Below are 15,949 nucleotides of genomic sequence, written 5' to 3' on the forward strand. Positions count from 1 at the left end.
TTGACAAATGTCAGATTTGACATCTTTGCGATACAAATGCCTACCCGATGGTTGGCTCCCCTCTCCCGCAACGCGGGAGAGGGGAGAAAACAGGGGGTCCCCATCACAAAGCCGCAGCGCACATAGCTAAAACGCCACTAATGCCTATACTCGTCTCTGTCCCTGCAGAAAATCCATGACCGGACGGCGGTCCGGTACAAGGAGGTGTCCCCATGGTTACGATGAACCGCCGACAGTTCCTGAAATTTTCGGGAGCGTCGCTGGCGGGGTCGAGCCTTGCGCTGATCGGGTTCGCGCCCGACGTGGCGCTGGCAGAGGTGCGGGCCTACAAGCTGGCGCGCACCACCGAAACCCGCAATACATGCCCCTACTGTTCGGTGGCGTGCGGCCTGCTGATGTACAGCCTTGGTGACAAGGCCAAGAACGCCAAGGCCAGCATCATCCATATCGAGGGCGACCCCGACCATCCGGTCAATCGTGGCACGCTGTGCCCCAAGGGCGCGGCGCTGATCGACTTCATCCACAGTCCCAACCGCCTGCAATACCCCGAATACCGCGCCGCGGGATCGGACAAGTGGCAGCGCATGTCATGGGATGACGCGCTGGACCGCATTGCCAAGCTGATGAAGCAGGACCGCGACGCCAATTTCATCGACAAGGATGAAAAGGGGCAGACGGTCAACCGATGGCTGTCCACCGCCATGCTCGCGGCTTCCGCCAGCAGCAACGAGGTGGGTTACATCACGCACAAGACGATCCGCAGTCTTGGCATGCTGGGGTTCGACAACCAGGCACGTGTCTGACATGGCCCGACGGTGGCAGGTCTTGCCCCGACGTTTGGCCGTGGAGCGATGACGAACCATTGGGTCGACATCAAGAACGCGGACGTAATCCTGATCATGGGCGGCAATGCCGCCGAGGCACACCCGTGTGGTTTCAAATGGGTCACCGAGGCCAAGGCGCACAACAAGGCGCGGCTGATCGTGGTGGACCCGCGCTTCACGCGCTCGGCGTCCGTGGCGGACTATTACGTGCAGATCCGCACCGGTACCGATATCGTGTTCCTGGGCGGCGTGATCCGCTGGCTGCTGGAGAACGACAAGATCCAGCACGAGTACGTGAAGAACTACACGGACTTCACGTTTATCGTGCGCGAGGACTACCAGTTCAAGGACGGCATCTTCTCGGGCTACGACGCCGACAAGCGTCACTACCTCAAGGAAACCTGGGACTACGAGCGCGGCGACGACGGCTTTGTAAAGACTGATCCCACGCTGGCGCATCCGCGATGCGTCTACAACCTGCTGAAGGCGCACTACGCGCGCTATACGCCGGAGATGGTGGAGCGCGTCTGCGGCACGCCGCAGGACAAGTTCCTGAAGGTGTGCGAGATGATGGCGACCACGGCCACGCCCACACGCGCCATGACCATCATGTACGCGCTCGGCTGGACGCAGCATTCGGTTGGCTCGCAGATGATCCGCACCGGTGCCATGGTGCAGTTGCTACTGGGCAATATCGGCATCGCCGGTGGCGGCATGAACGCGTTGCGCGGCCACTCGAACATCCAGGGCCTGACCGACCTGGGGCTGATGACCAACCTGCTGCCGGGCTACCTGACACTGCCCGGGGATAGCGAGCAGGACTACGCCAAGTACATCGAGGCACGCGCGTTCAAGCCACTGCGGCCCAACCAGCTCAGCTACTGGCAGAACTATGCCAAGTTCCACGTCAGCCTGATGAAGGCCTGGTGGGGCCCGGCCGCCACGGCCGAGAACAACTGGGCGTTCGACTACCTGCCCAAGCTCGACAAGCCCTATGACATGTTGCAGGTGTTCGAGCTGATGAACGCCGGCCGCATCAACGGCTACATCCTGCAGGGTTTCAACCCGCTGGCCGCGGCCCCGAACAAGGCCAAGCTGCTCAAGGGCCTGAGCCAGCTCAAGTTCATGGTGGTCATGGACCCGCTGGCCACCGAGACCTCCGAGTTCTGGCGCAATGTGGGCGAGTCGAACAACGTCGATCCGAAGTCGATCCAGACCGAGGTGTTCCGGCTACCCACCACGTGTTTTGCCGAGGAGAACGGTGCGCTGGTCAATTCGTCGCGCTGGCTGCAATGGCACTGGCAAGGCGCCGATCCACCGGGCGAGGCGCGCAGCGATATCGAGATCATGTCGGCGCTGTTCCTCAAGATCCGGCAGATGTACCAGAAGGATGGCGGCAGGTACCCCGATCCGATCGTCAACCTGTGGTGGCCATATGCCGTGCCCGATTCGCCCACGCCGGAAGAACTGGCCAAGGAGTATTCGGGCCGGGCACTGACCGACCTGGCGGACCCCAAGGATGCCACCAAGGTGGTGCGCAAGGCCGGCGAACAGCTGAACAGCTTTGGCGAGTTGCAGGCCGACGGCAGCACCATGAGCGGCTGCTGGATCTATTGCGGATCCTGGACGCAGGCTGGCAACCAGATGGCCAAGCGCGACAACAGCGACCCTACCGGCATTGGCCAGAACCTGAACTGGTCGTGGGCGTGGCCGGCCAACCGGCGCGTGCTGTACAACCGGGCCTCGTGCGATGTCAGCGGCAAGCCGTTCAATCCGGCGCGCAAGCTGATCGCGTGGAACGGCAAGAGCTGGACCGGCTTCGACACGCCAGACTTCAAGCTCGATGAAGACCCGGCCAACGGCATGGGGCCATTCATCATGCAGGCCGAAGGCGTGGCACGCTTCTTTGCGCGGCAGAACATGGTGGAGGGGCCATTCCCCGAGCACTATGAGCCGTTCGAGAATCCGCTCGGCTACAACCCGCTCAACGGCAAGGAATCGAAAGTCGTCAGCAATCCGGCGGCGCGCGTGTTCAAGGAAGACTGGGCACAGTTCGGCAAGCCCGATGCCTACCCGGTAATCGCCACCACATATCGGCTGACCGAGCATTTCCACTACTGGACCAAGCATGCGCGCATCAACGCGATCCTGCAGCCGGAACAGTTCGTGGAGATTGGCGAGGACCTGGCCAAACAGGTGGGCGTAAAGGCTGGCGACCGCGTCAAAGTGTCGTCGACGCGCGGCTATATCAAGGCGGTGGCGCTGGTGACCAAGCGGATCAAGCCGTTCAAGATCGACGGCAAGACCGTGCACATGGTGGGCATTCCGTTGCACTGGGGCTTTACCGGCCTGACCAAGCCCGGCTTCCTGATCAACACGCTGACGCCCTTCGTGGGCGACGGCAACACCCAGACGCCGGAGTTCAAGTCGTTCATGGTGAAGGTCGAAAGGGCATAGGAGACAGCGATGGCACTACAGTCTCTCGATATCGTGCGCCGCTCGGCCACCACCACGCCGTCGCCGAGCGTACGCGAACCGGTCACCGGCAGCGTGGCCAAGCTGATCGACACCACCAAGTGCATCGGCTGCAAGGCATGCCAGGCCGCCTGCATGGAATGGAACGACCTGCGCGGCGAGGTGGGCACCAATGTCGGCGTCTATGACAATCCGGCCGACCTCAACGAGCACACCTGGACGCTGATGCGGTTTGCCGAGTACGAAAATCCGAACGGCAACCTCGAATGGCTGATCCGCAAGGACGGCTGCATGCATTGCGAGGACCCGGGCTGCCTGAAGGCATGCCCGTCGCCGGGAGCCATCGTGCAGTATGCGAATGGCATCGTCGATTTCCACGAGGAAAACTGCATCGGCTGCGGGTACTGCATCACGGGTTGCCCGTTCAATATTCCGCGCATCTCGAAACAGGACCACAAGGCGTACAAATGCACGCTTTGCTCGGACCGCGTGGCCGTGGGCCAGGAACCGGCCTGCGTAAAAACCTGTCCGACCGGCGCTATCGTGTTCGGCACCAAGACCGACATGATCGCGCATGCCGAGGAACGCATCGTCGACCTGAAATCGCGCGGCTTCGAGAAGGCCGGCCTGTACAACCCGGCCGGCGTGGGCGGCACGCACGTGATGTACGTCTTGCACCACGCGGATCAGCCGAACCTGTATCACGGCCTGCCTGACGACCCGCATATCAGTCCGCTGGTTGGCCTGTGGAAGGGTATCGCCAAGCCGCTGGCCGTGGCAGGCATGGCGTTGGCGGCAATTGCCGGCTTCTTCCACTACATCCGCGTGGGACCGAACGAGACCGGCCCCGAGGATGAGGCCGCAGCCGAAGACGAGATCGTGCGCTGGGGCCGCGACAACCCGCGACCCAGCAGCACCCCCGATGAAATCGTGCCGCCCGAGGAGGTCCGCGATGAGAATCGATAAGCGCCGCGAGGCAACCATCCGCCGCTATTCCGCCGGCGAGCGCACCAACCACTGGATCGTCGCGCTGACCTTCATCCTGCTGGCGCTGTCGGGGCTGGCGCTGTTTCATCCGTCGATGTTCTGGATGAGCAACCTGTTTGGCGGCGGTACGTGGACCCGCATCCTGCACCCGTTTATCGGCATCGTGATGTTCGTGGCGTTTGCGATCCTGGCAGTGAAGTTCTGGCATCACAACCTGATCACCTGGACCGACCGCGAATGGCTGCGCCACGGCAAGGATGTGTTGACCAATCACGAGGAGAACCTGCCCGACGTAGGCCGCTACAACGCCGGGCAGAAGCTGCTGTTCTTTTTGATGGTGGCCTGCCTGCTGCTCTTGCTGCTAAGCGGCATCGTTATCTGGCGTACCTATTTCTCGGCGTTTTTCCCGATCTGGGGTATCCGGCTGGCGTCGGTGGTGCATGCCGTTTGCGCCTTCCTGCTGATTTGCGGCATTATTGTGCACATCTATGCAGCGGTCTGGGTCAAGGGGTCGGTACAGGCGATGACGCGTGGCACGGTGACACCGGGCTGGGCGTGGAAACATCACCGTGCCTGGTTCCGCGAGAACTTCCGGCCCGGAGACAAATAGGCGGGCCCGCGTGGCTGACACCATCGGGACCCCAAAGGATGAACGGTACGATGGTGCAGCGCATACTTGAGCCAGCCGAAATCGAATCGATCGACCATCTCGCGATTGCGCGAGTGCGTCTGCCCGAGCGCACCGAAATTTTCAGCGCGCGGGCCCAGCGCCTGCGCCAGCTGGCGCCAGCCAACCCGATCGGGCCCTATCTGCTGCTGATGGCCACCGTTGCCGATGCCCAGCATGCGGTAGCCCAATCGCTCGATATCCCCATCCCCTCGCCCGCCGACCTCGAACGCGCTGGCGCGCATTGCATGCCTGTGCTGGACCCCTCGGCGCCCGGCCCGCTATACGGCGCCGATGCCCTGTTTGAACGTCTTGCCACCAGCGCGCCGGAACTAACGAAGCCAATTGTTGCACTGCAAGCCATGTCCGCCGATGCGCGACATGCCCAGCTCCTGTCCTTGCTGGCTCATGCCGATGTTGCCGATGCCGCGGTGGATACCACTCTTGCCCCGCTGCTGATGGCGGCGTTGCAGCTCGATCGCACGGTGCTGGCCAGTCAACTGCGCGAGCAGGACATTCCGGTTCTCGATGTGCATACGGTCTGTCCAGTCTGCGGCACGCCACCGGTGGCCAGCATCGTCCGCATTGGCGGGCGCTTCCAGGGCCTGCGCTACCTGCATTGCGGGCACTGCGCGACCGAATGGCATATGGTGCGCGTCAAGTGCACCCATTGCGAAACCACCGAAGGCATCAGCTACTACGCCGTGGAAGGCCAGGGCGAAGCGCTCAAGGCCGAAACCTGCGACCAGTGCCATCACTATCGCAAGATCAGCTATATGGAGAAGGACCCGCTGGCCGAGCCCTTGGCCGACGACCTCGCATCACTGGCGCTCGATGTGATGATGGGCGAAGCCGGGTACGGGCGGTCCAACGGGAATCCGCTGTTATGGCTGGCCGATGATGAAGATACGGAGCACGCCGTCGATGAACGATAGCGTTTCGATGCCGGCACAACCTTCAGATATTCCCTCGGTCGACCGCCTGCTCGGCCTGTCAGTACTGCAGCCCTTGCTCGACCAGTACGGCCGTGCGTCGACGACGGAAGCCTTGCGTCGCCTGCTCGATACCCTGCGCGCACAGGCGGTTGCCGGGGATCTCACTCGCCAGGCTCTGAGCGAAAGCGCGCTGCACGATGCGCTGGCCACCCAGCTTGCGCGCGACAGCGCGCCGCGCCTGCGTGCCGTGTTCAACCTGACCGGCACCGTGTTGCATACCAACCTGGGCCGCGCGCTGCTGCCAGAAAGCGCGGTGCAGGCCGTGATGCGCGCCATGACCGCACCGGCCAATCTGGAATTCGATCTCGCGACTGGCGCACGCGGTGATCGCGACGATCTGGTCGACGACTTGCTGTGTACGCTGACCGGCGCCGAAGCCGCCACCGTAGTCAACAATAACGCTGCCGCGGTGCTGCTGATGCTCAGTACGCTGGCTCCGCGGCACGAGGTGATCGTGTCGCGCGGCGAACTCGTCGAAATTGGCGGCGCATTTCGCATTCCGGACATCATGCAGCGCGCCGGCGTGAAGCTGGTCGAGATCGGCACCACCAACCGTACGCATCCGCATGATTACGCCAACGCCATCGGTTCGCGCACGGCATTGCTGATGAAGGTGCATTGCAGCAACTACGAGATCACGGGATTTACGCGCAGCGTGGACGTGGCAGAGGTGGTACGCATCGCCCAGCCCCATGGCATTCCGGTGGTGGTCGATCTGGGCAGCGGCACCTTGTGCGACCTGACCAAATGGGGTCTGCCACGCGAAACCACGGTGCGCGAAACCATCGAGGCCGGCGCGGACCTGGTGACATTCAGCGGCGACAAGCTGCTGGGTGGCCCACAGGCTGGCCTGATCGTCGGGCGTGCCGACCTGATCGCAAAGATCAAGAAAAATCCGCTCAAACGCGCGCTGCGCGTGGGCAAGCTGACGCTGGCGGCGCTGGAGCCGGTGCTGCAGCTGTATCGAGATCCGGATACGCTGGCAGCCGCACTGCCGACGTTGCGGCTGCTGACCCGTCCGGCGACCGAGATTGCCGAGCTTGCAGAACGCTTGCTGCCCGGGCTACAGGCCGCGCTGGGCGAAGCATGGCAGGTAACGTCCGTGCCGATGGTCAGCCAGATCGGCAGCGGCGCAATGCCTGGTGGGCAGTTGCCGAGCCATGGGCTGGTGGTCGGCACAGGCGATGCGTCCCGACGTACGGGACGCAAGCTCCAGCAACTGGAGGCCGCGCTGCGCAATCTGCCACGTCCGGTCATCGGACGCATTGCCGAACAGACACTGTGGCTGGACCTGCGCTGCCTGGAGGCCGCTGACGAAGCCGCCTTCGTTGCGCAATGGCCGTTGCTCGCGGAGGCGCTGCGCCCATGATCGTCGGCACGGCCGGGCATATCGACCATGGCAAGACCACGCTGGTACGTGCGCTGACCGGTGTCGACACGGACCGGCTCAAGGAAGAGAAGGCACGCGGCATTTCGATTGAACTCGGCTATGCCTATACGCCGCTGCCCAATGGCGACGTGCTCGGCTATATCGATGTACCTGGACACGAGCGCCTGATCCATACGATGGCCGCCGGCGCCAGCGGTATCGACCTTGCGCTGCTGGTTATCGCCGCCGACGATGGCGTGATGCCTCAAACGCGCGAGCATCTGGCAATCCTCGAACAGCTCGGCGTCACGCGTGCGGTGGTGGCACTGAGCAAGGCCGACCGCGCCGACGCGAGGCAGCTTGAAGCCGTGCGCGGCGATATCGATGCACTGCTGGCCAGCACGCGCTATGCCGGCGCCCCCATTTTCCCGCTCAACGCCACCGCCCCGGCCGATCCGGGCGTGGTCGATCTACGTACATGGTTGCACGATGCCGCGCAGCATTTGCCCGAACATCGCACCGGTGGCTTGTTCCGGCTGGCCGTGGATCGTGTATTCACGCTGGCGGGGCATGGCACGGTGGTCACCGGCACGGTATTCAATGGGCGGGTGCACGTGGGGGATGTCATGCAGGTCGCGCCGTCCGGCCTGGCGGCACGCGTGCGCAGCATCCATGCACAGCAGCGGCCCGCCGAGACCGGCGTCGCGGGCCAGCGCTGTGCGCTCAATCTGGCTGGTATCGACAAGGAGCAGATCCGGCGTGGTGACTGGATCGTGGATCCCGCGCTGATGGCACCGGTCACGCGCATCGACGTGCGGCTCACATTGCAACGCGGCGCAGATTTCCGCATTGGCCACTGGACCCCGCTGCATGTGCATCTGGGTGCCGCACATCGCGTGGCAAACGTGGTGCTGCTGGATTGCGAGACACTGGAAGCCGGCGTGTCGGCGCTCGCGCAACTCGTATTCAAGGCTCCGGTCTGCGCGCTGGCCGGTGACCGTTTTATCGTCCGCAACGCCCAGGCTACGCAGACCGTCGGCGGCGGCGTGGTGCTCGACAACGTGGCACCCGAGCGCTATCGGCGTACGCCTGAACGGCTGGGCTGGCTGCACGGCGTCGAACGCATGCTTGATGGTGAGGGCCTGTTGCCATTGCTGGAACGCGCACCACATGGCGTCTCTGCTGAGCGGATCGTACGATTGACCGGCCTGAAGCAGGATGAATGGACGCTGCCCGACGCAGCCGACGCGGTAGCACGGATCGGTGACAGCCTGATCCTGTCGCCGTATCTCGACACGCTGCGGGTGCGGGTGATCGACACCCTGACCGCATTCCACGCGCGCATGCCCGACGAGCCGGGCCTGGGCGCGGGCTCGCTGCGCCGGCTGGCGTTTGCCGGTGCGCCGGTGCCCGATACGCTGTGGTCGGCCTTGCTCGATACGCTGGTGCAGCAGCACGCGGTGGAGCGCCGCGGCGGCTGGCTGCGTCTGCCCGGACATGAAGTCACGCTGACCGATAATGAGCAGGCGCTGGCCACCCGGCTGCTCCCTCGCGTGGCGGCAGGCGGCTTCGATCCGCCCTGGGTACGCGAACACGCGGTGGCACTGAACGTGCCTGAGGAACAGATACGGCAGCTATTGCGCAAGCTCGCGCGGCAAGGTGCGGTGCACCAGGTGGTGCGCGACCTGTTCTACGCTGAACACAGCGTGGAAACACTGGCCAAGGTGTTCGGTACGCTGGCCGCCGCGCACGGCCGGGTTGAGGTAATCGCATTTCGCGATGCAGTGGGACTGGGCCGCAAGCGCTCGATCCAGGTTCTGGAGTTCTTTGATCGCGCGGGATACACTCGCCGCGTGGGCAATGCACGCATGCTGCGCCCCGACAGCGAATGGCGGCCACTGGCGGCAGCCAATTAGCCGCAGGCATCATCGACGTTGCAAGACGCAAGATCCACGGAAGGCATCCGTATCCGGTGATGCGGCCGGGCTTCAAACCCGGTTGGGGGCGCCAGACGTTCCCAGGTAGGTTCGACTCCTGCTGCTTTCCGCCATTCCCTCCCCCATCCCATATTTCCGGTCCGGATTTCCTGTCTCGATTTCCCGTTTCGACGTACGTGACCTACCATGCATGAGCAGCGGTTGGGCAAGTTTCGAGTGTCGAACTACTCATCCAGGGGAGTATCATGGATAGACGCACATTCCTGCGGCTTGGCGCCGCCGTACCCGTTTCCGTTGGCGCCACGGGCATCGCGCCGGCATTTGCAGCAACCGCAGACGCAGTGCCGGCATCGGCTGGCTGGCGCGTCTACGAGATCACCACGCAGGTCACCCTGCCAGCCACTTCAGCCCCGGCCACGGTCTGGCTACCCATCACAGCCTCACAACTGGGCGATTACCAGCGTACGCTTTCCAATGACTGGCGCGCACCCGGTGCACAGGCCAATGCCACGCGTACCGGACGCTATGGCGTCGACATGCTGGTAATCGACTGGCCCACGCCTACCCACGGCGCGCCGTTGACGGCCCGTCTCACGAGCAATGTTGCATTGCGTGACCGCGACGTCGACCTCGGGGCAGCACCGTCGGCCAATGCACCACGCGAGTCGGCTGCTGCCTTGCGCGAGTATGTACGCCCGACCCGGCTGATGCCGACCGATGGCATCGTACGCAAGACCGCGCTTTCCATCACGGCCGGCATGACCGACGACATGACAAAGGCACGCGCCATTTACCAGTGGGTGGTGGACCATACCTGCCGCGATGCCAGCGTGCGTGGCTGCGGCACCGGTGACGTGGTGACGATGCTGAAGACTGGCGGCCTGATGAACGGCAAGTGTGCCGATATCAATGGCCTGTTCGTGGCACTGGCGCGCGCGGCCGGCATCCCCGCACGCGATGCCTACGGCGTACGTGTCGACGACTCCCAACTTGGCTTCAAGGCGCTGGGCAAGTCCGGCGATATTTCGAAGGCGCAGCATTGCCGCTCGGAATTCTACGCAGCCGGTTACGGCTGGATTCCCGCGGACCCTGCCGACGTCCGCAAGGTGGCGCTCGAAGAGGTCCCTGGCGGACTGCCGATGAACGACAGCAAGGTTCGCGCGGCTCGCGCCATGTTGTTGGGCGCATGGGAAGGCAACTGGGTGGCCTATAACCATGGCCATGATGTCCGCCTGCCCGGCATTGACACTACACCCGTGCCATTCCTGATGTATCCCAATGGCAAGACTGCAAGCGGCACGCTCGATAGTCTGGATCCGGCAGCGTTTGGCTATCGCATTACGTCGCGCAGGGTTGCCTGACGATGGAGGCAACTTTATGTGATGGCGAGGTTCGCCTGACCTCGCTGGCCCACGGCGGTGGCTGCGGTTGCAAGATCGCACCGGGCGTGCTGAATGAAATCCTGCGCAATGCGCGTCATTTCCCGGCACCGCCCGCGCTGCTGGTCGGTATCGAGACCAGCGACGATGCCGCGGTGTATCGGATCAACGATACGCAGGCGCTGGTGGCCACGACCGATTTCTTCATGCCAGTGGTCGACGATCCCTATGATTTCGGCCGGATCGCGGCTACCAATGCGATCTCCGATGTCTATGCCATGGGCGGCACGCCGATCATGGCGCTGGCGCTGGTTGGCATGCCGATCGACAAGCTGTCGCCAGCCACCATTGGCAAGATCCTTGAAGGCGGCGAAGCGGTCTGCGCCGAAGCGGGCATCCCGATCGCCGGTGGGCACTCGATAGACTCGGTGGAACCGATCTATGGCCTGGTGGTGATGGGGCTCGTGCATCCGGATCGCGTCAGGCGCAATCGCGATGCGCGCGCCGGCGACGTGCTCGTGCTAGGCAAGCCATTGGGCGTAGGCGTGTATTCGGCAGCCATCAAGAAGGATCTGCTCGATGCATATGGCTATGGGCAGATGATCGCAAGCACGACCAAGCTCAACACCCCGGGCAAGGCATTGTCTGAATTGGACGGCGTGCATGCGATGACCGATGTTACGGGTTTCGGACTGCTCGGCCATTTGCTGGAAATGTGCCGCGGCAGCGGACTCGGTGCGACGCTCGACATAACGCGCATACCGTTGCTGCCCGGCGTAGCGGCATTGGCCGAGCGCGGGGCCGTGACCGGTGCGTCAAAGCGCAACTGGGCCAGCTACGGCCACGAGGTCACGCTCGATCTTGGCGTCTCGCCGGTACAGCAGGCGTTGCTGACCGATCCGCAGACCAGTGGAGGATTGCTGGTTGCATGTGCGCCGGAAGCCGTGGAGGCGGTAATCGGCGTATTCAGGAAGGAAGGCTTCGGTCACGCGGCGGTATTTGGCACGATGCAGGCGGGACCCATCGCGGTACGCGTCACTGCATAAGAGTACGCATGGCATGCATCCTGCGGAACGGACGGTTTCACACGTCCGTCATCGCACAGGAGACACTGCCATGCCGAAGCAACCGCCACAAAAAGACAAGCCACCTACCGCTGGAGCAAAGGCCCGTACAACCGCGTCCTCTACCGCCCCGTCAGCCAAGCAATCCCGGCGCGACGCGGTGCATCAGCACGATCCCAATCCCAGCCAGCAAACCGCCGCCGGCAATAACCATGACGGCACGTACGAGAAGGCTGTCGCCGATCGCTTGGCGCGGCAACCTGCGCGACTAGGCTCGCCAAGCGTCGGTAACGTGGTATCGAATGCAGGCAAGACACTGACCACCAATCAGGGCCTGCCGATTCCGCAGGATGACGACTCGCTGAAGCTCGGTCTGCGCGGCCCCACGTTGCTGGAAGATTTCCACCTTCGTGAAAAGATTACGCACTTCGACCACGAGCGGATTCCCGAGCGGGTGGTCCATGCGCGTGGTGCTGCGGCCCACGGCTATTTCGAACTGAGCGAATCGCTGGAAGAATTCACGACCGCCGACCTGCTGACGCGTGTGGGCGAAAAGACACCTGTATTCGTGCGGTTCTCCACGGTGGCCGGCTCGCGCGGTTCCGCCGATCTCGCGCGCGATGTGCGCGGCTTCGCCACCAAGTTCTACACGCGGCAAGGCAATTTCGATCTGGTGGGCAACAATATGCCGGTGTTCTTTATCCAGGACGGCATCAAGTTTCCGGACTTCGTGCACTCGGTCAAACCCGAGCCGCACAACGAGATGCCGCAGGCGGCATCCGCGCACGATACGTTCTGGGACTTTGTTTCGCTGCAGCCCGAATCGATGCACATGGTGTTGTGGACCATGTCGGGACGCGCACTGCCACGCAGCTTCCGCACCATGGAAGGCTTTGGCGTGCATACGTTCCGCCTGATCAATGCCGAGGGCGCCAGCACGCTAGTCAAATACCACTGGAAGCCGGTAGGCGGCGCACATTCGCTGGTGTGGGACGAAGCGCTCAAGATCAATGGCAAGGACCCAGATTTCCATCGACGCGACTTGTGGGAATCGATCGAGGCTGGACAGTTTCCCGAATACGAATTCGGGGTGCAGTTGATACCCGAGGCCGAAATGCTCAAGTTCGGCTTCGACCTGCAGGACCCGACCAAGCTGATTCCCGAAGAACTGGTACCGGTGCGGCGGATTGGCCGGATGGTGTTGAACCGCAATCCCGACAATTTCTTCGCCGAGACCGAGCAGGTGGCCTTCCATCCGGGGCATCTGGTGCCGGGCATGGACTTTACCAACGACCCGCTGCTCCACGCACGGCTGTTCTCCTACATCGATACGCAGATTACGCGGCTCGGCGGTCCCAACTTCCACGAGCTGCCGATCAATCGACCGCTTTGCCCGGTGCATAACAACCAGCGCGATGGCTTTATGCGGCAGACCGTGGTGCGGGGGCGCGAAAGCTACCAGCCCAACTCGGTCAGTGGCGGCTGCCCGTTCCTGGCTGGCGAGATGGACGGCTACCAGCATTTTGCCGCGCCCGCCGAAGACGGTGCGGTCAAGGCGCGTGTACGCAGCCAGACGTTTGCCGACCACTTCTCGCAGGCCAACCTGTTCTGGCGCAGCCAGTCCGAGGTCGAGCAGCAGCAGATCATCGCGGCATATGCGTTCGAGTTGTCGAAGGTCACGGACCCGACGATCCGCGCACGCGTGGTTGGCCAAATCGTGCATATCGCGCAGGAACTGGCCGATGGTGTGGCTAGCAAGCTCGGCATCGACGTGGAACCAGTGGGCCCGGATATCCAGATCGATACCTACGGTATCGACAGTTCCCCGGCACTGAGCCTCGATGCGCAGCCCAAGGGCGCCATTACCGGCCGCAACGTGGCCGTACTGGTTAACGACGGCGTGGACGAGGCAGCCGTCGCTTCGCTCAGGAAATTGGCCAAGGCTGCGCAGGCAAACATCCGGATCATCGGGCCACGCGCGAGCAGCGTGACTACGGCCGGCGGTGGAACACTTGCCGTCGATCACGCACTGGCCTCGGTCGGCTCGGTACTGTTCGACGCGGTCTATGTTCCCGATGGCAAGAACCCACCCGCCGACCCTGATCCCGCCGCCCTGCTATTCGTCAGCGAGGCGTACAAGCACTACAAGGCGATTGGCGCAGGCGGCAGCGGCGCGATGCTGGTATCGGAGGCCGCGCGGCGCGCGGGCATCGATGGCGGATTTGCAGGCCCAGGCCTGGTCGTCGGCAAGGGTGAGAACGGCAAGCATCATCGCGAGTTTCTGGAAGCGGTGGGTCAGCATCGCTGGTGGCAACGTGCCGACGCGAGCCGGATTCCTGCGTGAGTGCTCTGGATCGCAGGTTCACGCGGGCATGTTTGTTGCGCGACTTCGGGTTCCTTGCATGAACTGGAGACTGCAATGAATCCGAACGACCCCACTCTCACTTCGAACCAGGGCGCGGCCATCGTGGGCAGCGGCGTGGGCGAAGGCCCGGGCCCCGAAGTCATGGCTGCATCGAGCCTCGACGATACCAAGGTCTATGCCTCCGATGGCGAGCATGTCGGCGAGATCAAGGAGGTAATGATCGACGTGCAGGCCGGCCGCGTTGCCTATGCGGTGCTGACGACCGGCGGCTTTCTTGGTATCGGCGACACCCTGCATGCGATTCCCTGGAGCGCACTGGTGATGGATACCGATGCCAAGTGTTTCCGGCTCGGACTGACGGCCGATCGCATCAAGGATGCGCCCGGCTTCAACAAGGACAGCTGGCCACGCATGGCTGACCCGCAATGGGCCGCCGACGTCTACCGCTACTACGACCGCGATCCTTACTGGACCGACGTGCGCGGCGCAATCTGATCAACTCTCAGGACGTAGAGCGATGAGAAGGAACTGCCCCTGCCCGGCAGGTCTTACAAGCTGGCGATGCAAGCTGATGACCCCGCGTACGAACTCACGTAAAAACACTCAACCCAATGTGGACAAAAAAACCTCTTGAAATGAGATCGATTCCCATTTACTATGCAACCACTGTCTGACGCACGGCACTGCCGAAACCGGACAGCGGCACCAGCAACAGAACTTGGTACCAGTAGCAGATTCACCTGATTGCAGGACGTGGTAGCGAAGATCGAACGCTGATTTACAGCAGCAAGTCAGAACGCTACGGCGCCCGATACCGTCTTTTGTGGGGACCGCTCCGAGACACGGAGCGTTTGGTAGTAGCCAGTTGCAGGAAGATCGGGAAAACATCCAGACCCCGTTTTCCCGATCGCGTCATCCAGCAACAAGCCAGGCCACCTTTTTATTCCGCGCGCCGTCCAGGCACGGCGCGCCGCCCGGGACGTGTCGCAGCAGCGCACGGTCCGGTCGCTTCCCGCCTGATTCCGCCAAGCCTTGGCGGGTGGGTAGGCTGACCAGATATGCGTCGGCCCTCACCCTCCGCCCGGATCCACCGACCTGGAGTATTAACCGAGTGCCCGCTTCGGGCGCGAAATTCCGCATGCCTACGTCCACCGTGAATGCCGATGCCGTCCCTCTCAAGCGCGCGGGCCTGAAAGCCACGTCGCCGCGCATGCATGTGCTGGAAGCGTTTCGCAACAGCGATCGTCGGCACCTCAGCGCGGAAGATGTCTACCGGATTCTGCTCGATCTCGATGTCGACGCCGGCTTGTCGACCGTGTATCGCGTGCTGAACCAGCTGGTGCAAGCCAACATCCTGCTGCGCCACAGCTTTGAAGCCGACCATGCGGTGTTCGAACTCAATGAGGGCGGCCATCACGACCATCTGATCTGCGTGAGCTGCGGCATCGTTGAGGAGTTTCGTGACGAGGACATCGAGCAACGCCAGAAGCAGGTGGCTGCGCGGAACGATTTCGTGCTTCGCGAGCACATGCTGGTGTTGTACGGCCTGTGCCCTGACTGCCAGCAGTCGAGTATCGAAACCGCCACTGGCATAGTGTATAAGTAGCACACAAGTAGCGCGCACGTTTCTTACACAAACACGAAGTGCAGTTACAAAGGCGTGCAATCGGTAATACGCCAGATGGGTAGAGTGGAGTCATGTCATCTCACCCACTGGTGATCCACATGAGCAAGCGCCCCCTCTACCTGTCCGTTTCGCTGTTTGTTGCCGGCGCCGCCGCGTTGGCCGCCTCCACTGCCGCCATGGCGCGCGTCGATGTCGACGTGAACCTTGGCGTACCCATCGCCCCAGCCCCTGTCGTGGTTGCCCCGGCACCGGTCTACGTG

The 15,949-nt window shown here is 63.0% G+C and carries 11 protein-coding genes and 1 tRNA gene; all 12 read left to right on the forward strand.

Annotation, left to right across the window (positions count from 1 at the left end; all coding sequences use genetic code 11):
* Window positions 1–212 precede the first annotated feature (212 nt).
* The 12 genes from fdnG to fur all read left to right on the forward strand — a co-directional run bounded on the left by fdnG (window position 213) and on the right by fur (window position 15,668).
* Window positions 213–3,281, forward strand: coding sequence for a formate dehydrogenase-N subunit alpha (gene fdnG / locus ACO550_RS27115; RefSeq protein WP_315595337.1), 3,069 nt, complete (start codon window positions 213–215; stop codon window positions 3,279–3,281).
* Between the two features lie 9 nt (window positions 3,282–3,290).
* Window positions 3,291–4,265, forward strand: coding sequence for a formate dehydrogenase subunit beta (fdxH, locus tag ACO550_RS27120; RefSeq protein ID WP_315595336.1), 975 nt, complete (start codon window positions 3,291–3,293; stop codon window positions 4,263–4,265).
* On the forward strand, window positions 4,252–4,896 hold the full coding sequence (locus ACO550_RS27125) for a formate dehydrogenase subunit gamma (RefSeq protein WP_315595335.1): 645 nt from the start codon (window positions 4,252–4,254) through the stop codon (window positions 4,894–4,896). The genes fdxH and ACO550_RS27125 overlap by 14 nt, the downstream gene beginning before the upstream one ends.
* A gap of 50 nt (window positions 4,897–4,946) precedes the next feature.
* Complete coding sequence (gene fdhE / locus ACO550_RS27130) at window positions 4,947–5,888, forward strand: formate dehydrogenase accessory protein FdhE (protein ID WP_485995028.1); 942 nt, start codon at window positions 4,947–4,949, stop codon at window positions 5,886–5,888.
* Window positions 5,878–7,317 (forward strand): L-seryl-tRNA(Sec) selenium transferase, encoded by a 1,440-nt coding sequence (gene selA / locus ACO550_RS27135; RefSeq protein WP_315595333.1) that lies wholly within the window; start codon window positions 5,878–5,880, stop codon window positions 7,315–7,317. The genes fdhE and selA overlap by 11 nt, the downstream gene beginning before the upstream one ends.
* Window positions 7,314–9,233 carry a selenocysteine-specific translation elongation factor gene (gene selB / locus ACO550_RS27140; RefSeq protein ID WP_315595332.1) on the forward strand — a complete coding sequence of 640 codons (1,920 nt, stop codon included), beginning with the start codon at window positions 7,314–7,316 and terminating at the stop codon, window positions 9,231–9,233. Before selA ends, selB begins: the two co-directional genes overlap by 4 nt.
* 38 nt (window positions 9,234–9,271) lie before the next feature.
* Window positions 9,272–9,367 (forward strand) — tRNA-Sec (locus ACO550_RS27145).
* A gap of 132 nt (window positions 9,368–9,499) precedes the next feature.
* Window positions 9,500–10,615: a transglutaminase domain-containing protein gene (locus tag ACO550_RS27150; protein WP_315595331.1), complete on the forward strand. Its 1,116-nt coding sequence runs from the start codon at window positions 9,500–9,502 to the stop codon at window positions 10,613–10,615.
* A gap of 2 nt (window positions 10,616–10,617) precedes the next feature.
* A complete protein-coding gene (gene selD, locus ACO550_RS27155) occupies window positions 10,618–11,679 on the forward strand; it encodes a selenide, water dikinase SelD (protein ID WP_315595330.1) in 1,062 nt (353 codons plus the stop codon).
* A 70-nt stretch (window positions 11,680–11,749) separates the two neighbouring features.
* Entirely contained in the window at window positions 11,750–14,041 is a 2,292-nt protein-coding gene (locus ACO550_RS27160) for a catalase (protein WP_315595329.1), read from the forward strand.
* A 75-nt stretch (window positions 14,042–14,116) separates the two neighbouring features.
* Window positions 14,117–14,557: a PRC-barrel domain-containing protein gene (locus ACO550_RS27165; RefSeq protein ID WP_315595328.1), complete on the forward strand. Its 441-nt coding sequence runs from the start codon at window positions 14,117–14,119 to the stop codon at window positions 14,555–14,557.
* A gap of 643 nt (window positions 14,558–15,200) precedes the next feature.
* Window positions 15,201–15,668: a ferric iron uptake transcriptional regulator gene (fur, locus tag ACO550_RS27170; RefSeq protein WP_315595327.1), complete on the forward strand. Its 468-nt coding sequence runs from the start codon at window positions 15,201–15,203 to the stop codon at window positions 15,666–15,668.
* Window positions 15,669–15,949: the final 281 nt, after the last annotated feature.

This window comes from Cupriavidus sp. (genome assembly GCF_057315035.1).

Bases quoted from the DNA above. Each gene is read 5' to 3' on its own strand.
- fdxH (WP_315595336.1), top strand. From the start codon at position 3,291: ATGGCACTACAGTCTCTCGATATCGTGCGCCGCTCGGCCACCACCACG.
- ACO550_RS27165 (WP_315595328.1), top strand. From the start codon at position 14,117: ATGAATCCGAACGACCCCACTCTCACTTCGAACCAGGGCGCGGCCATC.
- fdhE (WP_485995028.1), top strand. From the start codon at position 4,947: ATGGTGCAGCGCATACTTGAGCCAGCCGAAATCGAATCGATCGACCAT.
- ACO550_RS27150 (WP_315595331.1), top strand. From the start codon at position 9,500: ATGGATAGACGCACATTCCTGCGGCTTGGCGCCGCCGTACCCGTTTCC.
- fur (WP_315595327.1), top strand. From the start codon at position 15,201: ATGCCTACGTCCACCGTGAATGCCGATGCCGTCCCTCTCAAGCGCGCG.
- selD (WP_315595330.1), top strand. From the start codon at position 10,618: ATGGAGGCAACTTTATGTGATGGCGAGGTTCGCCTGACCTCGCTGGCC.
- selA (WP_315595333.1), top strand. From the start codon at position 5,878: ATGAACGATAGCGTTTCGATGCCGGCACAACCTTCAGATATTCCCTCG.
- ACO550_RS27160 (WP_315595329.1), top strand. From the start codon at position 11,750: ATGCCGAAGCAACCGCCACAAAAAGACAAGCCACCTACCGCTGGAGCA.
- selB (WP_315595332.1), top strand. From the start codon at position 7,314: ATGATCGTCGGCACGGCCGGGCATATCGACCATGGCAAGACCACGCTG.
- ACO550_RS27125 (WP_315595335.1), top strand. From the start codon at position 4,252: ATGAGAATCGATAAGCGCCGCGAGGCAACCATCCGCCGCTATTCCGCC.